Source organism: Kosakonia cowanii JCM 10956 = DSM 18146, from assembly GCF_001975225.1.
GTDB lineage: Bacteria > Pseudomonadota > Gammaproteobacteria > Enterobacterales > Enterobacteriaceae > Kosakonia > Kosakonia cowanii.
In genome coordinates this window covers 391,971-413,250 of the sequence record NZ_CP019445.1, presented here as the reverse complement: position 1 = coordinate 413,250, position 21,280 = coordinate 391,971, and the positions used below count along the sequence as shown (strand labels likewise).

The window sequence follows — 21,280 nt, the reverse complement described above, 5'->3', positions numbered from 1 at the left end:
GTGAAAATATTAAAAATTAATTTATATTACAGGGCTGAGTAATGCTTTTTTTAATTTCATCCAGGAAATTAAATGTAAGCTTTATATATTCCTAAATTTTCACACTGCGCTTCTAATAATGCTATATGCGTGATAAATCATCTTCCTGAATATTATTATTACACAAGTCAAGGGAGTTTATCATGACGACGGATTGCAATTTTCCCGGGGAAAGTATTTATAATCAAAAGGTTAATGACGGCGAGAAGCCACAATTACGTTCGGTTGATCTCAATTTACTGACCGTTTTTGATGCCGTTATGCAGGAGCAAAACATTACGCGTGCAGCCCATGCGTTGGGTATGTCTCAACCCGCCGTCAGTAATGCCGTTGCGCGTCTTAAGGTGATGTTTAACGACGAACTTTTTGTTCGTTATGGTCGAGGTATTCAACCTACTGCACGTTCGTATCAGCTTTTTGGTGCGATAAGGCAGGCACTTCAGTTGGTACAAAATGAACTGCCTGGCTCCGGTTTTGATCCACAAAGCAGCGAGCGGATTTTTAATCTTTGCGTATGCAGTCCACTCGATAATTTCTTGACTTCGGTTATTTACAATAATGTTAAAACCGTCGCGCCAAATATAAAGCTGATATTTAAATCTGATCTCAATCACAGTACCGAACATCAGTTGCGCTATCAGGAAATAGAATTTGTGATCGGCTATGAAGAATTTCGTCGTCCGGAGTTTTCCTGCGTCCCGCTGTTTAAAGATGAAATGGTGCTGGCGGTGAGCCAACAACATCCGCGCATCGCTGACCTGACGACGGAAAACAGCTTGTTTAACGAGCAGCACGCCGTTGTTTCGCTGGAGCGCTACGCCTCTTTCAGCCAGCCCTGGTACGACACGGTCGAAAAGCGCAACCGCATTGCCTATCAAGGAATGGCGCTGCCCAGCGTATTAAACGTTGTCTCTCAAACCCATCTGGTTGCTATTGCGCCGCGCTGGCTGGTGGAGCGCTTTGCCAGCGGGCTGGCGCTGCATACGCTGCCGTTGCCGCTTACGCTCAATAGCCGTACCTGCTGCCTCTCATGGCACGAATCCGCTGGTCGGGATAAGGGGCATCAGTGGATGGAGGAGCTGCTGGTGTCGGTCTGTAGCCACTAAGCGGCGTGCGGAATAAACCGGGCGGTTGACTTCCGGTTTATTCTGCCTTTATCTATATAACCACTATTTTATTCTGATTTATCCTGCCAGCGAATCTCTGCACGATGTTAAAAATGCATGAATTACTGAACATTCCCTTATCACAGCGATCAATGGTCAACGTCGCGGCTTATTACAGACGTTTTCACCAGCTCTTCATTTAAGACCTCCTGTTTCTGCTTTTAGCGGCGCTTTTCCTCTCCTGAGGTCGGATTGCCTGCCAGATTTTGAGCGGTTATGGTAACTGCCATTCATAATCAGAAAGCAGGATGTCCTGTTCTGAACAGAGCGACAGTGCGGAAATGAGTTCTGCCGTCAGTCGACAAATGTAAGCCTGGAGGCAAAGCATGGAGATGTTGTCTGGAGCCGAGATGGTCGTGCGATCGCTCATCGATCAAGGCGTAAAGAAGGTATTCGGCTACCCCGGGGGCGCGGTACTTGATATCTACGACGCCCTGCATACCGTCGGTGGCATCGAGCATGTGCTGGTGCGCCATGAGCAGGCGGCCGTTCACATGGCAGACGGGCTGGCGCGTGCAACAGGTGAAGTAGGGGTGGTGCTGGTGACTTCCGGCCCCGGCGCGACAAACGCTATCACCGGTATCGCGACAGCTTATATGGACTCCATCCCGCTGGTGGTGCTCTCCGGTCAGGTAGCGACCTCGCTGATTGGTTACGACGCCTTCCAGGAGTGTGACATGGTGGGCATCTCCCGCCCGGTGGTGAAACACAGCTTTCTGGTGAAGCAGGCGGAAGATATCCCCGGCGTATTAAAAAAGGCGTTCTGGCTCGCTGCCAGCGGACGTCCCGGTCCGGTAGTGGTGGATCTGCCGAAAGATATTATGAACCCCGCGAACAAGCTGCCCTATCTCTGGCCAGAGTCGGTCAGCATGCGCTCCTATAACCCGACCACACAGGGGCACAAAGGGCAGATTAAACGCGCCCTGCAAACCCTGGTTGCCGCCAAAAAGCCGGTCTTCTATGTCGGCGGTGGGGCCATTACTTCTTCGTGCGACGCCCCGTTGCGCCAGCTGGCTGAAACGCTGAATGCGCCAGTGGTCTCCTCATTAATGGGGCTGGGTGTTTTCCCGGCTTCCCATCGCCAGTCGCTCGGCATGCTCGGTATGCACGGCACCTATGAAGCGAATATGACGATGCACCACGCCGACGTGATCTTTGCCGTTGGCGTACGTTTTGACGATCGCACCACCAACAATTTGCTGAAGTACTGCCCCGACGCGACCGTGCTGCATATTGATATCGATCCCACCTCTATTTCTAAAACCGTTCAGGCTGATGTGCCGATTGTTGGCGATGCGCGCCAGGTGCTGGAGCAGATGCTGGAGTTGCTTGAACAGGAGCGCGCCTCGCAGCCGCACGATGAGATCCGCGACTGGTGGCTGCGCATTGAGCAGTGGCGCGCGCGCCAGTGCCTGAAATATGACACGCAAAGCGAAAGCATTAAACCGCAGGCGGTGATTGAGGCTGCCTGGCGCCTGACTAATGGCGATGCTTACGTCACCTCCGATGTTGGTCAGCACCAGATGTTTGCCGCGCTCTATTATCGCTTCGATAAACCGCGCCGCTGGATCAACTCCGGCGGGCTCGGCACGATGGGCTTCGGCTTGCCTGCCGCGCTGGGCGTAAAAATGGCGCTGCCGGACGAGACGGTGATTTGCGTCACCGGCGACGGCAGTATCCAGATGAATATCCAGGAGCTTTCGACGGCGCTGCAATATGAGCTGCCGGTGCTGGTTCTCAACCTTAACAACCGCTACCTCGGCATGGTGAAGCAGTGGCAGGATATGATCTACTCCGGTCGCCACTCGCAGTCCTATATGGAGTCTTTACCGGATTTTGCCCGTCTCGCCGAAGCGTATGGTCATGTTGGTATCCGCATTACCCGTCCGGAAGAGCTGGAGGCGAAGCTCGCCGAGGCGCTGGAGCAGGTGAAAAACAATCGACTGGTCTTTGTTGATGTGACCGTTGATGGAAGTGAACACGTTTATCCGATGCAGATCCGCGGCGGCGGCATGGATGAGATGTGGTTAAGCAAAACGGAGAGAACCTGATTATGCGCCGGATATTGTCTGTCTTACTGGAAAACGAATCGGGCGCGTTATCGCGCGTTATTGGCCTCTTCTCACAGCGCGGCTACAACATCGAAAGCCTGACGGTCGCGCCAACGGACGATCCCACCCTGTCGCGGATGACCATCCAGACCGTGGGCGATCAAAAGGTCCTTGAACAGATCGAGAAGCAACTGCACAAATTGGTAGATGTGCTGCGCGTAAACGAGCTGGGGCAGGTGGCCTATGTTGAGCGTGAGATCATGCTGGTGAAGATCCAGGCCAGCGGCTATGGCCGGGAAGAGGTTAAGCGCAACGCGGAGATCTTCCGCGGGCAGATCATTGACGTCACGCCGTCGATTTACACGGTTCAGCTCGCCGGCACCAGCGACAAGCTTGATGCGTTCCTCGCCACAATTCGTGATGTAGCGAAGATTGTTGAAGTGGCGCGCTCCGGCGTGGTCGGTTTATCACGCGGCGATAAAATCATGCGCTAATGCGAGCAAGGTTCCACATTTTTAAGCCCGGCTGATTATGCCGGGCTTTTTTTTGCGAAATCAGCCGGAAGCAGAGAGAAAAGCGGTTGCCGCAGTTACCTTTCTGCGCTTAGATGTTATGGAAATTAACCTATATCCCTAAAAAGGTTATGGTGCGCATCATTTTAAGGGGCAATTGTGAAACTGGATGAAATCGCCCGGCTCGCCGGCGTCTCACGAACCACGGCAAGCTACGTCATTAACGGAAAGGCGAAGCAGTATCGTGTCAGCGATAAAACCGTTGAGAAAGTTATGGCGGTCGTTCGTGAGCATAACTACCACCCGAACGCGGTGGCGGCTGGGTTACGAGCAGGACGCACACGATCGATTGGGCTGGTCATTCCCGATCTGGAAAACACAAGCTACACCCGTATTGCTAATTATCTGGAGCGCCAGGCGCGCCAGCGCGGCTACCAGCTGCTGATCGCCTGCTCTGAAGATCAGCCCGATAACGAGATGCGTTGCATCGAACATCTGCTGCAACGGCAGGTGGATGCAATCATCGTCTCGACCTCCCTTCCGCCGGAGCACCCCTTCTATCAGCGCTGGGCGAATGACGCCTTCCCGATTGTCGCGCTCGATCGCGCACTGGATCGTGAGCACTTCACCAGCGTGGTCGGGGCCGATCAGGAGGATTCAGAGATGCTGGCGGCGGAGTTGCGTAAAATGCCGGCGGAGCGCGTGCTCTATTTAGGCGCGCTACCGGAGCTATCGGTAAGCTTCCTGCGCGAGCAGGGTTTCCGCAGCGCCTGGAAAGACGATCCCCGCGAGGTGAAGTATCTCTACGCCAATGGCTATGAGCGCGACGCCGCCGCTCAGTTATTTGAAAAGTGGCTGGAAACGAATGAGATGCCGGAAGCGATGTTTATCACCTCTTTCGCGCTGCTGCAGGGCGTGCTGGATGTAACGCTGCGCCGCGACGGCAAGCTGCCTTCCAATCTGTCGATAGCCACCTTTGGTGATCATGAACTGCTCGATTTCCTGCAATGCCCGGTGCTGGCCGTGGCGCAGCGCCACCGTGACGTTGCCGAGCGGGTGCTGGAGATCGTGCTGGCAAGTCTCGATGAACCGCGCAAGCCGAAGCCGGGATTGAGCCGTATTCGACGTAATCTCTATCGGCGCGGCATATTAAGCCGTGTATAAATAAAGGCAATTAAGGCAGCGCGAGCTGCCTTTTCCTTTTCAACATTTCGCCTTAATCGAAATAGTGCTATTTAACTCCTCAGATAAATCCTTAATTTACGAAGATGCTCTGATTTATTATTTCTTTAAGTTTCTTTACTTCCGATTTCTCACCACCCGTTAAGAAGTTACTGATGATGATTTCTGTATTGAATTGTTACATCTCCTGATCGCATTCGATTAATTAACAACCACTTTTACTGGGGGATCATCGCCTTAGCGAAACCGGGACGAAGTTAGCGTCAGGACCTGCATCTGGCGCTGTTAAGTCGCGCCGTTATGCCTTAAAATGCCGCCCGCGTCGCAAACTGACACTTTATATTTCGCGTACAGAAACGGAATGGTCTGAAACCCCGGGCCCTATATTTCCCCCTTTTTTCTTGCAAATATTCATGACGTTAATTTGCCTCGTAAGCTGAGCACTATTTCACCGACGCTGATATTCATTACGAATAAGGGATCTTTTGTTCTTGTTGGCCTTTGCGCTGGCTTGACAAGCTTTTCCTCCGCTCCGTAAACTCCCTCGGTGGGGTTTTGTGGGATAAAGTGGTGGAAATGATCATGCGGGGGTAAACCGGACATGTTCCGTGGCGCGACGTTAGTCAATCTCGACAGCAAAGGGCGGTTATCCGTTCCGACCCGTTATCGGGATTCGCTGCAGGAGAGTGCCTCCGGCCAGATGGTCTGTACCATTGATATTCGCCACACATGCCTGCTGCTTTACCCTCTGCCCGAATGGGAAATTATCGAGCAAAAACTGTCGCGGCTGTCGAGCATGAACCCGCTTGAGCGGCGCGTACAACGTTTATTGCTGGGGCATGCCAGCGAGTGCCAGATGGATAGCGCCGGTCGCATATTAATTGCGCCTGTCTTACGGCAGCACGCCGGGCTAACCAAAGAAGTGATGCTGGTCGGACAGTTCAATAAATTTGAGCTGTGGGATGAAACGACCTGGTATCAACAGGTCAGGGAAGATATTGACGCTGAGCAATCCGGTTCCGAAGGACTTTCGGATCGGTTGCAGGATTTGTCTCTTTAATGATGATGGAAAATTTTAAACACACCACGGTGCTGCTGGATGAGGCCGTTAACGGCCTGAATATTCGTCCGGATGGCATTTACATTGATGGCACTTTTGGTCGCGGTGGACACTCGCGCCTGATCCTCTCCCAATTGGGGGCGGAAGGCCGCTTGCTGGCAATCGATCGCGATCCGCAGGCAATTGAAGTTGCGAAGACCATTAATGACCCGCGCTTCTCCATCATTCATGGACCCTTTTCTGCACTCGCTGATTATGTCAGCGAGCGCGATCTTATTGGCAAGATTGACGGCATTCTCCTCGATCTTGGCGTCTCTTCACCGCAGCTTGACGATCCGGAGCGCGGCTTCTCCTTTATGCGAGATGGCCCGCTGGATATGCGTATGGATCCGACGCGCGGCCAGTCTGCCGCCCAGTGGCTGCAAACCGCAGACGAGGCGGATATCGCCTGGGTGCTGAAAACCTTTGGCGAAGAGCGCTTTGCTAAACGCATCGCCCGCGCCATCGTCGAGCGTAATCGCCTCGATCCGATGACCCGCACTAAAGCGCTGGCGGAAGTGGTGGCAGCGGCGACGCCGATAAAAGATAAATTTAAACATCCCGCGACCCGTACCTTCCAGGCGGTGCGCATCTGGGTGAACAGTGAACTGGAGGAGATAGAGCAGGCGCTAAAAAACTCGCTCGATGTGCTGGCCCCGGGAGGCCGCCTTTCTGTCATCAGCTTCCACTCGCTGGAAGACCGCATTGTGAAGCGCTTTATGCGTGAGCAAAGCCGTGGGCCGCAGGTTCCTGCCGGGCTGCCGATGACCGAAGCGCAACTCAGCAAGCTGGGTGGCCGTCAACTGCGAGCCTTAGGAAAAATGATGCCGGGCGAAGAAGAAGTGGCGGAAAACCCACGTGCCCGTAGTTCAGTTCTGCGAATTGCAGAGAGGACGAACGCATGATCGGCAGAGTGACAGAGACCCTCAGCAAAGTTAAGGGATCGTTAGGAAGCAGCGAGCGCCATGCCTTGCCTGGCGTGATCGGCGACGATCTTTTGCGGTTCGGGAAACTGCCACTCTGCCTGTTCATTTGCATCATCATGACGGCCATCACGGTCGTCACCACTGCGCACCATACCCGTTTGTTAACCGCACAGCGTGAACAACTGGTGATTGAGCGCGACGCGCTGGATATCGAATGGCGCAACCTGATTCTTGAAGAGAACGCCCTCGGCGATCATAGCCGGGTCGAACGGATTGCTACCGAGAAGCTGCAGATGCAGCACGTCGATCCTTCACAGGAAAATATTGTGGTGCAGAAATAGCGATGAAAAAGGAACAACCCAGCGCATGAAAGCCGCGGCGAAGATGGTGAAAGCGAAACGCCAGGAAGAGCAGGCCAACTTTATAAGTTGGCGTTTTGCGTTGCTTTGCGGCTGTATTTTATTGGCGCTCGGCTTCCTGATTGGCCGCGTCGCGTATCTGCAAATCATCAACCCCGATATGCTGGTGCGCCAGGGCGACATGCGCTCGCTGCGCGTGCAGGAAGTGGCGACCTCGCGCGGGATGATCACCGACCGCTCCGGACGTCCGCTGGCGGTTAGCGTGCCGGTAAAAGCGATCTGGGCCGATCCGAAAGAGCTGCATGACGCAGGTGGCGTAACGCTGGATAACCGCTGGAAAGCGCTCTCAGATGCGCTCAACATGCCGCTCGACCAGCTCGCCTCGCGCATCAACGCTAACCCGAAGATGCGCTTCATCTACCTTGCCCGCCAGGTCAATCCGGATTTGGGGGACTACATCAAAAAACTCAAGCTTCCCGGCATTCATCTGCGTGAAGAGTCGCGCCGCTACTACCCGTCCGGGGAAGTGACCGCTCACCTGATCGGCTTTACTAACGTCGACAGCCAGGGGATTGAAGGGGTCGAAAAGAGCTTTGATAAGTGGCTTACCGGCCAGCCGGGCGAGCGCATCGTGCGTAAAGATCGCTATGGTCGCGTAATTGAGGATATCTCCTCGACCGACAGCCAGGCGGCGCACAACCTCGCGCTGAGCATTGACGAACGTTTGCAGGCGCTGGTTTACCGCGAACTGAACAACGCCGTGGCGTTTAACAAAGCCGAATCCGGCAGCGCCGTGCTGGTGGATGTCAACACCGGTGAAGTGCTGGCGATGGCCAACAGCCCCTCCTATAACCCGAACAACTTCTCCGGCACCGCCAAAGACGCGATGCGTAACCGCGCTATCACCGACGTTTTCGAACCCGGTTCGACGGTGAAACCCATGGTGGTAATGACCGCGCTGCAACGCGGCGTGGTTAACCCGAATACGGTGCTTAACACCGTGCCTTACCGAATTAACGGTCACGAAATCAAAGACGTGGCGCGCTATAGCGAATTGACCCTTACCGGGGTGCTGCAGAAGTCGAGTAACGTTGGCGTATCCAAGCTGGCATTAGCGATGCCCTCCTCAGCGTTAGTAGATACTTACTCACGTTTTGGACTGGGAAAAACGACCAATTTGGGGATGGTCGGGGAACGCAGTGGCTTATTTCCTCAAAAACAACGGTGGTCTGACATAGAGAGGGCCACCTTCTCTTTCGGCTACGGGCTAATGGTAACGCCGTTACAGTTAGCGCGAGTCTACGCAACCATTGGCAGCTACGGCATCTATCGCCCGCTGTCGATTACCAAAGTCGATCCGCCCGTACCGGGTGAGCGCGTCTTCAACGAATCCATTGTCCGCACCGTGGTGCACATGATGGAGAGTGTGGCGCTGCCGGGCGGCGGCGGGGTAAAAGCGGCCATTAAGGGCTATCGCATCGCGATCAAAACCGGTACCGCGAAAAAAGTCGGGCCGGATGGGCGCTACATCAACAAATACATTGCATACACTGCGGGCGTCGCGCCTGCCAGCCGGCCGCGCTTTGCGCTGGTGGTGGTCATTAACGATCCGCAAGCGGGCAAATACTACGGTGGCGCGGTCTCTGCGCCGGTCTTTGGTGCCATCATGGGCGGCGTACTGCGCACCATGAACATCGAGCCGGATGCGCTGACCACGGGCGAAAAAAGTGAGTTTGTAATTAATCAAGGCGAGGGATCAGGTGGCAGATCGTAATTTGCGCGACCTTCTCGCTCCGTGGGTACCGATGCTACCTGCGCGAGCACTACGAGAGATGACACTCGACAGCCGTGTGGCTGCCTCGGGCGATCTCTTCGTGGCGGTGGTCGGTCATCAGGCGGACGGGCGTCGTTATATCCCGCAGGCGATTGCGCAAGGTGTTGCTGCCATTATTGCTGAAGCGAAAGACGAGGCAAATGACGGTGAAATTCGTGAAATGCACGGTGTGCCGGTGGTTTACTTAAGCCAGCTGAATGAGCGCCTCTCTGCGCTGGCGGGCCGCTTCTACGGCGAGCCGTCAGACCAGCTGCGCCTGATTGGCGTCACCGGTACTAACGGTAAAACCACCACCACGCAGTTGCTCGCGCAGTGGAGCCAGCTGCTCGGCGAAACCAGCGCGGTGATGGGCACGGTCGGCAACGGCCTGCTTGGTAAAGTGGTGCCGACGGAAAACACCACCGGTTCTGCGGTCGATGTCCAGCATGTGATTGCCGGTCTCGCGGAGCAGGGCGCTACCCTTGCCGCGATGGAGGTCTCCTCCCACGGTTTAGTTCAGCATCGCGTGGCGGCACTGAAATTCGCCGCCTCGGTGTTCACCAATTTAAGCCGCGATCACCTCGATTATCATGGCGATATGACCCATTACGAAGCTGCCAAATGGCTGCTCTTCTCCTCGCACCACTATGGTCAGGCGATCATCAACGCCGATGACGAAGTGGGCCGCCGCTGGCTGGCAAACCTGCCGGATGCAGTTGCCGTGTCAATGGAAGGTCATATCAACCCGGACTGCCACGGACGCTGGCTGAAAACCCTGAGCGTCGATTACCACGACAGCGGGGCGACCATTCGCTTCGACTCCAGCTGGGGCGAAGGCGAAATCGAAAGCCGCCTGATGGGCGCGTTTAACGTCAGCAACTTGCTGCTGGCGCTGGCAACCCTGCTGGCGCTCGGCTATCCCCTAAGTGATCTGCTGAAAACCGCTCCCCGCCTGCAACCCGTTTGCGGACGAATGGAAGTGTTTAGCGCGCCGGGCAAACCGACGGTGGTGGTGGATTATGCCCACACGCCGGATGCGCTGGAAAAAGCGCTGCAGGCCGCACGGCTGCACTGCACAGGAAAACTGTGGTGCGTCTTTGGCTGCGGCGGCGATCGTGACAAGGGCAAACGTCCGCTGATGGGCGCGATTGCCGAAGAGTTTGCCGATGTGCCGGTCGTCACCGATGACAACCCGCGCACCGAAGAGCCACGCGCCATCATTAATGACATTCTCGCCGGTATGCTCGACGCCGGACGCGCGCATGTGGTGGAGGGCCGCGCCGAAGCGGTGACCAACGCCATTATGCAGGCCAAAGAGAACGATGTGGTGCTGCTGGCAGGTAAAGGCCATGAAGATTATCAGATTGTCGGCACCCACCGTCTCGATTACTCAGACCGTGTCACCGCCGCGCGTCTGCTGGGGGTAGTAGCATGATTAGCGTAACGCTCAGCCAGCTTGCCGGCACGCTGCACGGTGAACTTTTAGGTCAGGACGTCACAATTGACGCCGTGACCAGCGATACCCGCAAACTGACGCCTGGCTGCCTGTTTGTGGCGCTGAAAGGCGAACGTTTTGACGCCCACGACTTTGCCGATCAAGCCAAAGCGGGCGGCGCGGGCGCGCTGCTGGTGAGCCGCAAGCTGGATACCGATCTGCCGCAACTGGTGGTGAGTGATACCCGCCAGGCCTTTGGCGAACTGGCGGCATGGGTGCGTCAGCAGGTGCCGACGCGCGTCGTTGCGCTGACCGGCTCCTCCGGTAAAACCTCGGTGAAAGAGATGACCGCCGCCATTCTTGGCGAGTGCGGCAACACGCTCTACACCGCGGGCAACCTGAACAATGACATCGGTGTGCCGATGACCCTGCTGCGCCTGACCAAAGAGCACCAGTACGCGGTGATTGAGCTGGGGGCTAACCACCAGGGCGAAATCGCCTGGACCGTCAGCCTGACCCGCCCGGAAGCGGCGCTGGTCAACAACCTGGCTGCTGCGCATCTGGAAGGGTTCGGATCGCTGGCGGGCGTGGCGAAGGCGAAAGGTGAAATCTACACCGGCCTGCCGGCCAACGGCATCGCCATCCTCAATGGCGATAACAATGACTGGCTGAACTGGCAGAGCATTATCGGCGATCGCAAAGTGTGGCGCTTCTCGCCTAACGCGGCGAACAGCGATTTTACCGCCACCAATGTGCATATCACCTCCCACGGCACCGAGTTCACGCTGCAAACGCCGACCGGCAATGCCGAGGTGACTTTACCCCTGCCGGGACGTCACAACATTGCTAACGCGCTGGCAGCGACCGCGCTGGCAATGGCGGTGGGCGCATCTCTCGATGCGGTAAAACAGGGCCTGGCGAAGCTGAAAGCAGTGCCGGGCCGTCTCTTCCCGGTGCGCCTTGGTGAAAACCAGCTGCTGCTGGACGATACCTATAACGCTAACGTCGGGTCGATGACCGCCGCTGCGCACGTGCTGGCAGAGATGCCCGGCTACCGCGTGATGGTGGTGGGCGATATGGCGGAGCTGGGCGACGAGAGCGAAGCCTGCCACGTTCAGGTCGGCGAAGCGGCGAAAGCCGTTGGTATCGACAAAGTGCTGAGCGTCGGCACATTAAGTAAAGCGCTCAGCGACGCCAGCGGCGTTGGCGAGCATTTCAACGATAAAGCTGCGGCCACGGCGCGTTTAACAGCGCTGATTGCCGAGCACCCAATGATTACCATTTTAGTGAAAGGTTCACGTAGCTCCGCCATGGAAGAGGTGGTACGCGACTTACAGGAGAACGGGACATGTTAGTTTGGCTGGCCGAGCATTTGGTCAAATATTATTCCGGCTTTAACGTCTTTTCCTATCTGACGTTTCGCGCCATTGTCAGCCTGCTGACCGCGCTCTTCATCTCACTGTGGATGGGGCCGCGCATGATCGCCCGCTTGCAGAAACTCTCTTTTGGCCAGGTTGTGCGTAACGACGGCCCGGAATCGCACTTCAGTAAACGCGGTACGCCGACGATGGGCGGGATCATGATCCTCACCGCGATTGTCGTCTCCGTGTTGCTGTGGGCTTACCCCTCCAACCCGTACGTCTGGTGCGTACTGGTGGTGCTGGTGGGCTACGGCATCATTGGCTTTGTCGATGATTACCGCAAAGTGGTGCGCAAAGATACCAAGGGGCTTATCGCCCGCTGGAAGTACTTCTGGATGTCGGTGATTGCGCTGGGCGTCGCGTTTGCGCTCTACCTTGCCGGAAAAGATACCCCCGCCACCGAACTGGTGGTGCCGTTCTTTAAAGATGTGATGCCGCAGCTCGGTCTGTTCTACGTGCTGCTCGCTTATTTTGTGATTGTCGGCACCGGTAACGCCGTCAACCTGACCGATGGCCTCGATGGCCTGGCGATTATGCCGACCGTCTTTGTCGCAGGCGGCTTTGCGCTGGTGGCGTGGGCGACCGGTAACATGAACTTCGCCAACTATCTGCACATCCCTTACCTGCGTCACGCGGGTGAGCTGGTGATCGTCTGTACGGCGATTGTCGGTGCCGGGCTCGGTTTCCTGTGGTTTAACACCTATCCGGCGCAGGTCTTTATGGGCGATGTCGGATCGCTGGCGCTCGGCGGCGCGCTCGGCATTATCGCCGTGCTGCTGCGCCAGGAGTTCCTGCTGGTGATCATGGGCGGTGTCTTTGTGGTGGAAACGCTGTCGGTGATTTTGCAGGTTGGCTCGTTCAAACTGCGCGGCCAGCGCATTTTCCGTATGGCACCGATTCACCACCACTATGAATTGAAGGGCTGGCCGGAGCCGCGCGTGATTGTGCGCTTCTGGATTATTTCGCTGATGCTGGTGCTGATTGGCCTGGCAACGCTGAAGGTACGTTAATCATGGCAGATTACCAGGGTAAAAAAGTCGTCATTATCGGTTTAGGCCTGACGGGCCTTTCCTGCGTGGACTTTTTCCTCGCGCGCGGCGTCACGCCTAAGGTGATGGATACCCGCACGTCGCCGCCGGGGCTGGATAAGCTGCCGGAAACGGTCGAGCGCCATCTTGGTAGTCTTAACGATAACTGGTTGCAGAGCGCCGATCTGATTGTCGCCAGCCCCGGTATGGCGCTGGCGCATCCGTCGCTCAGTGCGGCAGCGGACGCGGGCGTCGAGATTGTCGGCGATATCGAGCTCTTCTGCCGCGAAGCGCAGGCACCGATCATCGCCATTACCGGTTCGAACGGCAAAAGCACCGTCACCAAACTGGTTGGTGAGATGGCGGAAGCGGCCGGTAAAAATGTTGGTGTCGGCGGCAATATCGGCCTGCCAGCGCTGATGCTGCTGGACGAAGCGCGCGAGCTGTATGTGCTGGAGCTCTCCAGCTTCCAGCTGGAAACCACCTCCAGCCTGCACGCCGTGGCGGCAACCATTCTTAACGTCACTGAAGATCATATGGATCGCTATCCGTTTGGCCTGCAACAGTACCGCGCGGCCAAACTGCGTATCTATGAAAACGCCAAAGTGTGCGTGGTCAATGCCGATGACGCCCTGACCATGCCGGTTCGCGGTGCCGATGAGCGCTGCGTCAGCTTTGGTGTCGACGTCGGTGACTATCACCTCAACCGCCAGCAGGGCGAAATCTGGCTGCGGGTAAAAGGTGAGAAGGTACTGAACGTCAAAGAGATGAAACTGAGCGGCCAGCACAACTACACCAACGCGCTGGCAGCGCTGGCGCTGGCGGATGCAGCCGGTTTACCGCGCGCCAGCAGTCTGAAAGCGCTGACTACCTTTGGCGGGCTGGCGCACCGCTTCCAACTGGCTTACGAGCATAAGGGCGTGCGCTGGATCAACGACTCGAAAGCGACCAACGTCGGTAGCACCGAAGCGGCGCTTAATGGCCTGCAGGTGGAAGGTACGCTGCATCTGCTGCTCGGCGGTGACGGCAAATCGGCGGACTTCTCGCCGCTGAAGCGCTATCTCGGCGGCGATCGTATTCGCCTCTACTGCTTCGGGCGCGATGGCGCTGAGCTGGCTGCGCTGCGCCCGGAAGTGGCTGAGCAGACTGAAACTATGGATCAGGCGATGCGCTTAATTGCCGCGCGCGTGCAGCCAGGCGATATGGTGCTGTTGTCGCCGGCCTGTGCCAGCCTCGATCAGTTTAAGAATTTCGAACAACGGGGCGACCAGTTCACCCGTCTGGCGCAGGAGTTAGGCTAATGCGTTTAACGCTTCCCCGCCCGAGAATGCCGCGTCTGCCAGGTTATGGGATCCTGGCGTGGCTGTTTGCGGCATTGAAAGGCTGGGTCATGGGCTCGCGACAGAAAGATACCGACAGCCTGGTGATGTACGACCGCACGCTGCTGTGGTTGACGCTCGGCCTGGCGGCGATCGGCTTCATTATGGTGACCTCGGCGTCAATGCCGGTCGGTCAGCGTTTGACGGACGATCCCTTCTTCTTCGCCAAACGCCATGGGCTTTATCTGTTCCTGTCGTTCTGTATGGCGATGATCACGCTGCGTCTGCCGATGGAGTTCTGGCAGAAGTACAGCTCGGTGATGCTGATCGCGGCGATCATTATGCTGTTAGTGGTGCTGGTGGTGGGGAGTTCAATCAACGGTGCATCGCGCTGGATTGACCTTGGCATCATGCGCTTCCAGCCGGCGGAGTTCACCAAGCTGTCGCTCTTCTGCTACCTGGCGAACTACCTGGTGCGCAAAGTGGACGAGGTACGTAATAACCTGCGCGGCTTCTTAAAACCGATGGGCGTGATCCTCGTGCTGGCGGTCCTGCTGCTGGCGCAGCCTGATCTCGGTACGGTGGTGGTGCTGTTTATTACTACGCTGGCGATGCTGTTCCTCGCGGGTGCGAAGCTGTGGCAGTTCATCGCCATTATCGGCATGGGTATCTCGGCAGTGGTGCTGCTGATCCTCGCTGAACCCTATCGTATTCGCCGCGTAACCTCCTTCTGGAACCCGTGGGAAGATCCGTTTGGCAGCGGATATCAGTTAACCCAGTCGCTGATGGCGTTTGGCCGCGGCGAGCTGTGGGGGCAGGGGCTCGGCAACTCGGTGCAGAAGCTGGAGTATCTGCCGGAAGCGCATACCGACTTTATCTTCTCCATCATCGGCGAAGAACTCGGTTATATCGGTGTGGTAGCCGCACTTTTAATGGTATTCTTCGTCGCTTTCCGCGCCATGTCCATTGGCAGAAAAGCGCTGGAGATTGACCACCGCTTCTCCGGTTTCCTTGCCTGCTCCATAGGTATCTGGTTTAGCTTCCAGGCGCTGGTTAACGTCGGTGCGGCAGCCGGTATGCTGCCGACCAAAGGCTTAACCCTGCCGCTGATCAGTTACGGCGGCTCCAGTTTATTGATTATGTCGACGGCGATTACGCTGTTGCTACGGATAGATTATGAAACGCGTCTGAAGAAAGCTCAGGCGTTTACACGAGGTGTGTGATGAGTGGTCAACCTAAGCGGTTAATGGTGATGGCAGGCGGAACCGGCGGGCATGTTTTCCCCGGTCTCGCCGTGGCGCACCATTTGATGGATCAGGGCTGGCAAGTACGCTGGCTCGGAACCGCCGATCGTATGGAGGCTGACCTGGTGCCGAAGCATGGCATTGATATCGACTTCATCCGCATCTCTGGCCTGCGCGGCAAAGGGTTGAAAGCGTTGCTGCTCGCGCCGGTGCGTATCTTTAATGCCTGGCGTCAGGCGCGCGACATTATGAAGCGCTTCAAGCCGGACGTGGTGCTGGGCATGGGCGGGTATGTTTCCGGCCCCGGTGGTCTTGCCGCCTGGTCGCTCGGTATTCCGGTTGTCCTGCATGAGCAGAACGGTATTGCCGGTTTGACCAACAAGTGGCTGGCGAAGATCGCCACCAAAGTGATGCAGGCGTTTCCCGGCGCATTTCCGCAAGCGGAAGTGGTGGGGAACCCGGTGCGCGTCGATGTGCTGGCGCTGCCCCTGCCGCAGATGCGCCTGCCGGGCCGCGAAGGACCCATTCGCGTGCTGGTGGTTGGCGGCTCGCAGGGCGCGCGCGTGCTGAACCAGACCATGCCGCAGGTGGCGGCTAAACTGGGCCCGGCGATCACCATCTGGCATCAGAGCGGGAAAGGCGCGCAGCAGGATGTCGAGCAGGCATATGCCACTGCGGGTCAGGCGCAGCATAAAGTTACTGAATTTATTGACGATATGGCTAAAGCCTATGCGTGGGCGGATGTGGTCGTTTGCCGCTCCGGCGCGCTGACGGTGAGCGAAATCGCCGCTGCCGGTCTGCCGGCGCTGTTTGTGCCGTTTCAGCACAAAGACAGACAGCAGTACTGGAATGCCCTGCCGCTGGAGAAAGTGGGCGCGGCGAAGATCCTCGAACAGCCGCAGTTTACCGTTGATGCCGTGGCAGCAACGCTTGCGGGCTGGGATCGTGAAGCATTAAGAGAGATGGCGGAACGCGCACGCGCGGCAGCTATCCCCGACGCCACCGAGCGGGTGGCGCATGAAGTGAGCCTTGCGGCTCAAGGGTAAATCGTGGCGACGCCTGTTTGCGTCGCGCCAATTTTTAGAAGTTGATGGCGTTTAGAAAATGAATACACAAGAACTTGCGAAACTGCGTTTAATCGTGCCTGAGATGCGTCGCGTCCGGCACATTCACTTCGTTGGCATCGGCGGTGCTGGCATGGGCGGTATTGCCGAAGTGCTGGCCAACGAAGGCTACCAGATTAGCGGTTCTGATTTAGCGCCAAACCCGGTGACGCAGCAGCTGACGTCCCTTGGCGCCACCATCTACTTCAACCATCGCCCGGAAAATGTGCTCGATGCGAGTGTTGTTGTGGTCTCCAGCGCCATCTCTGCCGATAACCCAGAGATTGTTGCCGCACAGGAAGCGCGTATCCCGGTGATCCGCCGCGCGGAGATGCTGGCTGAATTAATGCGTTTTCGTCACGGCATCGCTATCGCCGGGACGCACGGAAAAACGACCACCACCGCCATGGTCTCCAGCATCTACGCAGAAGCGGGTCTGGATCCGACCTTCGTTAACGGCGGGCTGGTAAAAGCGGCCGGGGTGCATGCGCGCCTGGGCCATAGCCGTTATCTGATTGCCGAAGCGGATGAGAGCGACGCCTCCTTCCTGCACCTGCAACCGATGGTGGCGATTGTGACCAATATCGAAGCCGACCATATGGATACGTACCAGGGCGACTTCGAGAATTTGAAAACGACCTTTATCAACTTCCTGCACAACCTGCCGTTTTATGGCCGTGCGGTGATGTGTGTTGATGACCCGGTGATCCGCGAGCTGCTGCCGCGCGTCGGGCGTCAAATTACCACCTATGGATTTAGCGACGACGCCGATGTGCGCGTTGAAGAGTACCGCCAGCAGGGTCCGCAGGGCCACTTTACGCTGGTACGCCAGGATAAACCGGCGCTGCGCGTAACGCTCAATGCGCCGGGTCGCCACAATGCGCTTAATGCCGCAGCGGCGGTGGCCGTGGCGACAGAAGAGGGGATTGACGACGAGGCGATTCTGCGCGCGCTGGAGAGCTTCCAGGGCACCGGGCGCCGCTTTGATTTCCTCGGCGAGTTTCCGCTGGAAGCGGTGAATGGCAACAGCGGCAGCGCGATGCTGGTTGATGATTACGGCCACCATCCAACGGAAGTGGACGCGACGATCAAAGCCGCGCGCGCCGGCTGGCCGGATAAAAATCTGGTGATGATTTTCCAGCCGCACCGCTATACGCGTACCCGCGATCTCTATGACGATTTCGCCAACGTGCTGACGCAGGTGGATAAGCTGCTGATGCTGGAAGTTTACGCCGCGGGCGAAACGGCGATCCCGGGTGCTGACAGCCGTTCGCTGTGCCGCACGATCCGCGGTCGCGGCAAGATCGACCCGATCCTGGTCTCCGATCCGGATCAGGTAGCAGCGATGCTGGCCCCGGTGCTGACCGGTAACGATCTGATCCTGATTCAGGGCGCAGGTAATATCGGCAAGATCGCCCGCAGCCTCGCGCAGTGCAAACTGGTGCCGCAGAGCGAGGAGGTGCAGCGTGGCTGAGAAAGTTGCCGTTCTGCTGGGTGGCACCTCCGCCGAGCGCGATGTGTCGCTTAATTCAGGCGCGGCTGTGCTTGCCGGGCTGCGTGAAGGCGGCGTTGACGCCCATGCCATCGATCCGCGCGAGGTTGATGTAACCCGCCTGAAGGAGATGGGCTTCAGTAAAGCGTTTATCGCGCTGCACGGCCGCGGCGGTGAAGATGGCACGCTGCAGGGTCTGCTGGAGCTGACCGGCGTTCCCTACACCGGCAGCGGCGTGATGGCCTCTGCGATTTCGATGGATAAACTGCGCAGCAAACTGCTGTGGCAGGGCGCGGGTTTACCGGTTGCGCCGTGGGTTGCGCTGACGCGCGGTGAGTTTGAATCAGGCCTGCAAGCATCTGATATTCAAAGTATTGAAGCGTTGGGCTTGCCCCTGATCGTTAAGCCAAGCCGTGAAGGCTCCAGCGTCGGGATGTCAAAGGTCAACGAAAGTAGCGATCTGCAGGCGGCTTTAGCGCTTGCTTTTCAACACGATGATGAAGTTCTGATCGAAAAATGGCTCAGTGGCCCGGAATTTACCGTCGCGTTGCTTGGAAATGAAATTTTACCGTCGATTCGCATTCAACCGGCGGGAATCTTCTATGATTATGAGGCGAAGTATCTCTCTGATGAGACGAAGTATTTCTGTCCATCAGGTCTGGAAGCAGAGCGGGAAGCGGCTTTACAGGCGCTGATCGCCAAAGCGTGGCAGGTTTTAGGCTGCCGCGGCTGGGGGCGAATCGATGCCATGCTCGACAGCGATGGTCAATTTTACTTGCTGGAAGCGAACACCTCGCCGGGTATGACCAGCCACAGCCTGGTGCCGATGGCGGCGCGTCAGGCGGGGCTGAGCTTTACCCAGCTTGTTGTTCGTATTCTGGAACTGGCGGAGTGATATGTCTCAGGCTGCGCTGAACACGCGAAATCGCGAAGCGGAGGCGGTAACGACCTCCCGCCGCAACAATGGAACGCGCCTTGCCGGCATTGTGTTCCTGTTGACGGTACTGTGCACCGTGTTGGTGAGTGGCTGGATTGTGCTCGGCTGGATGGATGACGCGCAGCGGTTACCGCTGTCGAAGCTGGTGTTAACCGGCGATCGTCACTACACGCGCAATGATGATATTCGCCAGTCCATTCTGGCGCTTGGCGCACCCGGGACCTTTATGTCCCAGGACGTCAATATCATTCAGAGCCAGATTGAGCGCCTGCCGTGGATCAAGCAGGCGAGCGTAAGAAAGCAGTGGCCGGACGAATTGAAGATTCATCTGGTTGAATATGTGCCCATAGCGCGGTGGAATGACCAGCATATGGTTGATGCGGACGGCAACGCCTTTAGCGTACCGGCAGAACGCACCAGCAAGCAGATATTGCCGATGCTGTATGGCCCGGAAGGCAGCGAAAACGAAGTGCTGCAGGGTTACCGCGATATGGGACAGGTGCTGGCAAAGGATAAGTTCACGCTGAAAGAAGCGGCGATGACCGCGCGGCGCTCCTGGCAGGTGACGCTGAGCAATGATATCAAGCTCAACCTGGGCCGTGGCGATACGATGAAACGTCTGGCGCGCTTTGTTGAACTCTATCCGGTGCTGCAGCAGCAGGCCCAGACAGATGGCAAAGAGATAAGCTACGTGGATTTGCGCTATGACTCAGGCGCGGCGGTAGGCTGGAAGCCTGCCCCTGTACAGGAACAAGCGGATCAGCAGCAAAATCAGGCACAACAGAATCAGGCACAGGCAGAGCAACAATGATCAAGGCGACGGACAGAAAACTGGTAGTTGGACTGGAGATTGGCACCGCGAAGGTCGCCGCTTTAGTAGGGGAAGTTCTGCCCGACGGTATTGTTAATATCATTGGCGTAGGCAGTTGCCCATCCCGTGGGATGGACAAAGGCGGGGTGAACGATCTGGAGTCGGTGGTGAAGTGCGTACAGCGCGCCATCGATCAGGCCGAACTGATGGCCGATTGCCAGATCTCCTCGGTCTACCTTGCGCTCTCGGGTAAACACATTAGTTGCCAGAACGAAATTGGTATGGTGCCGATTTCAGAAGAAGAAGTGACGCTGGAAGATGTGGAAAACGTGGTGCATACCGCGAAATCAGTCCGCGTACGCGATGAACACCGCGTGCTGCACGTGATTCCGCAGGAGTACGCCATTGACTACCAGGAGGGCATTAAAAACCCGGTAGGCCTTTCTGGCGTGCGTATGCAGGCGAAAGTACACCTGATTACTTGCCATAACGATATGGCGAAAAACATCGTTAAAGCCGTTGAACGATGTGGTTTGAAAGTTGACCAACTTATCTTTGCCGGGCTGGCCTCCAGCTACTCGGTGTTGACGGAAGATGAACGCGAACTGGGCGTCTGCGTCGTTGACATCGGCGGTGGTACAATGGACATGGCCGTTTATACCGGCGGCGCGCTGCGCCACACCAAAGTGATCCCTTACGCGGGGAATGTGGTAACCAGCGATATCGCCTACGCCTTCGGCACACCGCCGAGCGATGCGGAAGCGATTAAAGTTCGCCACGGTTGCGCGCTGGGATCGCTGGTCGGCAAAGATGAGAGCGTGGAAGTACCAAGCGTGGGCGGTCGACCGCCGCGCAGCCTGCAGCGCCAGACGCTGGCAGATGTGATTGAGCCGCGCTATACCGAGCTGCTCAACCTGGTCAACGACGAGATATTGCAGTTGCAGGAGCAGCTTCGCCAGCAGGGCGTGAAACATCATCTTGCGGCGGGGATTGTATTAACCGGCGGCGCGGCGCAGATTGAAGGTCTGGCGGCCTGCGCGCAACGTGTGTTCCATACGCAGGTGCGTATTGGTGCACCGCTCAATATTACTGGCTTAACTGATTACGCCCAGGAGCCGTATTACTCTACGGCGGTTGGGTTGCTGCACTACGGGAAAGAGACCCATTTAAGTGGTGAAGCGGAAGTGGAAAAGCGGACGTCAGTCGGTTCGTGGTTCAAACGAATCAACAGCTGGCTGCGAAAAGAGTTTTAATTTTTTTCAGAGACCGTAGAAAATTAGCGGTTTCAGGCGACAGGCACATACGCCAATCCTGATAAGCGGCCCACGGGCTGCCCGGTGGAT

General features: G+C 56.9%; 18 protein-coding genes. All 18 read left to right on the top strand.

The features are described 5' to 3' along the window. The first annotated feature begins 182 nt into the window (after positions 1–182). The 18 genes from leuO (at position 183) to ftsA (ending at position 21,190) form a co-directional block, all read left to right on the top strand. Positions 183–1,145, top strand: a complete 963-nt coding sequence (leuO, locus tag BWI95_RS01920) for a transcriptional regulator LeuO (RefSeq protein ID WP_042718370.1) — start codon at positions 183–185, stop codon at positions 1,143–1,145. Between the two features lie 386 nt (positions 1,146–1,531). After that, the gene (gene ilvI / locus BWI95_RS01915) at positions 1,532–3,256 is read left to right on the top strand and encodes an acetolactate synthase 3 large subunit (protein ID WP_076768895.1); all 1,725 of its coding nucleotides are present in this window, start codon (positions 1,532–1,534) and stop codon (positions 3,254–3,256) included. A 2-nt stretch (positions 3,257–3,258) separates the two neighbouring features. Continuing rightward, positions 3,259–3,750: an acetolactate synthase small subunit gene (ilvN, locus tag BWI95_RS01910; protein ID WP_054802797.1), complete on the top strand. Its 492-nt coding sequence runs from the start codon at positions 3,259–3,261 to the stop codon at positions 3,748–3,750. A gap of 177 nt (positions 3,751–3,927) precedes the next feature. Continuing rightward, on the top strand, positions 3,928–4,932 hold the full coding sequence (cra, locus tag BWI95_RS01905) for a catabolite repressor/activator (protein ID WP_054802798.1): 1,005 nt from the start codon (positions 3,928–3,930) through the stop codon (positions 4,930–4,932). Positions 4,933–5,551: 619 nt separating this feature from the next. Beyond that, positions 5,552–6,010, top strand: coding sequence for a division/cell wall cluster transcriptional repressor MraZ (gene mraZ, locus BWI95_RS01895; RefSeq protein WP_023480198.1), 459 nt, complete (start codon positions 5,552–5,554; stop codon positions 6,008–6,010). Between the two features lie 2 nt (positions 6,011–6,012). Next, a complete protein-coding gene (gene rsmH / locus BWI95_RS01890) occupies positions 6,013–6,954 on the top strand; it encodes a 16S rRNA (cytosine(1402)-N(4))-methyltransferase RsmH (protein WP_023480357.1) in 942 nt (313 codons plus the stop codon). After that, a complete protein-coding gene (gene ftsL, locus BWI95_RS01885; RefSeq protein ID WP_023480380.1) occupies positions 6,951–7,316 on the top strand; it encodes a cell division protein FtsL in 366 nt (121 codons plus the stop codon). The genes rsmH and ftsL overlap by 4 nt, the downstream gene beginning before the upstream one ends. 25 nt (positions 7,317–7,341) lie before the next feature. Further along, positions 7,342–9,108: a peptidoglycan glycosyltransferase FtsI gene (locus tag BWI95_RS01880; protein WP_023480405.1), complete on the top strand. Its 1,767-nt coding sequence runs from the start codon at positions 7,342–7,344 to the stop codon at positions 9,106–9,108. Beyond that, positions 9,095–10,582: a UDP-N-acetylmuramoyl-L-alanyl-D-glutamate--2,6-diaminopimelate ligase gene (murE, locus tag BWI95_RS01875; RefSeq protein WP_054802799.1), complete on the top strand. Its 1,488-nt coding sequence runs from the start codon at positions 9,095–9,097 to the stop codon at positions 10,580–10,582. Before BWI95_RS01880 ends, murE begins: the two co-directional genes overlap by 14 nt. Further along, complete coding sequence (gene murF / locus BWI95_RS01870) at positions 10,579–11,937, top strand: UDP-N-acetylmuramoyl-tripeptide--D-alanyl-D-alanine ligase (protein ID WP_076768894.1); 1,359 nt, start codon at positions 10,579–10,581, stop codon at positions 11,935–11,937. The genes murE and murF overlap by 4 nt, the downstream gene beginning before the upstream one ends. After that, positions 11,931–13,013 carry a phospho-N-acetylmuramoyl-pentapeptide-transferase gene (gene mraY, locus BWI95_RS01865; protein ID WP_023480302.1) on the top strand — a complete coding sequence of 361 codons (1,083 nt, stop codon included), beginning with the start codon at positions 11,931–11,933 and terminating at the stop codon, positions 13,011–13,013. The genes murF and mraY overlap by 7 nt, the downstream gene beginning before the upstream one ends. 2 nt (positions 13,014–13,015) lie before the next feature. Further along, positions 13,016–14,332 (top strand): UDP-N-acetylmuramoyl-L-alanine--D-glutamate ligase, encoded by a 1,317-nt coding sequence (murD, locus tag BWI95_RS01860; protein ID WP_076768893.1) that lies wholly within the window; start codon positions 13,016–13,018, stop codon positions 14,330–14,332. After that, on the top strand, positions 14,332–15,573 hold the full coding sequence (ftsW, locus tag BWI95_RS01855) for a cell division protein FtsW (protein ID WP_054802800.1): 1,242 nt from the start codon (positions 14,332–14,334) through the stop codon (positions 15,571–15,573). Before murD ends, ftsW begins: the two co-directional genes overlap by 1 nt. Continuing rightward, the gene (gene murG / locus BWI95_RS01850; RefSeq protein ID WP_054802801.1) at positions 15,573–16,640 is read left to right on the top strand and encodes an undecaprenyldiphospho-muramoylpentapeptide beta-N-acetylglucosaminyltransferase; all 1,068 of its coding nucleotides are present in this window, start codon (positions 15,573–15,575) and stop codon (positions 16,638–16,640) included. Before ftsW ends, murG begins: the two co-directional genes overlap by 1 nt. A gap of 58 nt (positions 16,641–16,698) precedes the next feature. Continuing rightward, positions 16,699–18,171, top strand: a complete 1,473-nt coding sequence (gene murC / locus BWI95_RS01845; protein WP_042718388.1) for a UDP-N-acetylmuramate--L-alanine ligase — start codon at positions 16,699–16,701, stop codon at positions 18,169–18,171. Beyond that, entirely contained in the window at positions 18,164–19,084 is a 921-nt protein-coding gene (locus tag BWI95_RS01840) for a D-alanine--D-alanine ligase (protein ID WP_076768892.1), read from the top strand. Before murC ends, BWI95_RS01840 begins: the two co-directional genes overlap by 8 nt. Position 19,085: 1 nt before the next feature. Beyond that, positions 19,086–19,937, top strand: coding sequence for a cell division protein FtsQ (gene ftsQ, locus BWI95_RS01835; protein WP_042718391.1), 852 nt, complete (start codon positions 19,086–19,088; stop codon positions 19,935–19,937). Then, positions 19,934–21,190, top strand: a complete 1,257-nt coding sequence (gene ftsA / locus BWI95_RS01830) for a cell division protein FtsA (protein ID WP_023480191.1) — start codon at positions 19,934–19,936, stop codon at positions 21,188–21,190. The genes ftsQ and ftsA overlap by 4 nt, the downstream gene beginning before the upstream one ends. The last annotated feature ends 90 nt before the right edge of the window (positions 21,191–21,280 follow it).

Bases quoted from the DNA above. Each gene is read 5' to 3' on its own strand.
- leuO (WP_042718370.1), top strand. From the start codon at position 183: ATGACGACGGATTGCAATTTTCCCGGGGAAAGTATTTATAATCAAAAG.
- ilvI (WP_076768895.1), top strand. From the start codon at position 1,532: ATGGAGATGTTGTCTGGAGCCGAGATGGTCGTGCGATCGCTCATCGAT.
- ilvN (WP_054802797.1), top strand. From the start codon at position 3,259: ATGCGCCGGATATTGTCTGTCTTACTGGAAAACGAATCGGGCGCGTTA.
- mraZ (WP_023480198.1), top strand. From the start codon at position 5,552: ATGTTCCGTGGCGCGACGTTAGTCAATCTCGACAGCAAAGGGCGGTTA.
- rsmH (WP_023480357.1), top strand. From the start codon at position 6,013: ATGATGGAAAATTTTAAACACACCACGGTGCTGCTGGATGAGGCCGTT.
- ftsL (WP_023480380.1), top strand. From the start codon at position 6,951: ATGATCGGCAGAGTGACAGAGACCCTCAGCAAAGTTAAGGGATCGTTA.
- BWI95_RS01880 (WP_023480405.1), top strand. From the start codon at position 7,342: ATGAAAGCCGCGGCGAAGATGGTGAAAGCGAAACGCCAGGAAGAGCAG.
- murF (WP_076768894.1), top strand. From the start codon at position 10,579: ATGATTAGCGTAACGCTCAGCCAGCTTGCCGGCACGCTGCACGGTGAA.
- mraY (WP_023480302.1), top strand. From the start codon at position 11,931: ATGTTAGTTTGGCTGGCCGAGCATTTGGTCAAATATTATTCCGGCTTT.
- murD (WP_076768893.1), top strand. From the start codon at position 13,016: ATGGCAGATTACCAGGGTAAAAAAGTCGTCATTATCGGTTTAGGCCTG.
- ftsW (WP_054802800.1), top strand. From the start codon at position 14,332: ATGCGTTTAACGCTTCCCCGCCCGAGAATGCCGCGTCTGCCAGGTTAT.
- murG (WP_054802801.1), top strand. From the start codon at position 15,573: ATGAGTGGTCAACCTAAGCGGTTAATGGTGATGGCAGGCGGAACCGGC.
- murC (WP_042718388.1), top strand. From the start codon at position 16,699: ATGAATACACAAGAACTTGCGAAACTGCGTTTAATCGTGCCTGAGATG.
- ftsQ (WP_042718391.1), top strand. From the start codon at position 19,086: ATGTCTCAGGCTGCGCTGAACACGCGAAATCGCGAAGCGGAGGCGGTA.
- ftsA (WP_023480191.1), top strand. From the start codon at position 19,934: ATGATCAAGGCGACGGACAGAAAACTGGTAGTTGGACTGGAGATTGGC.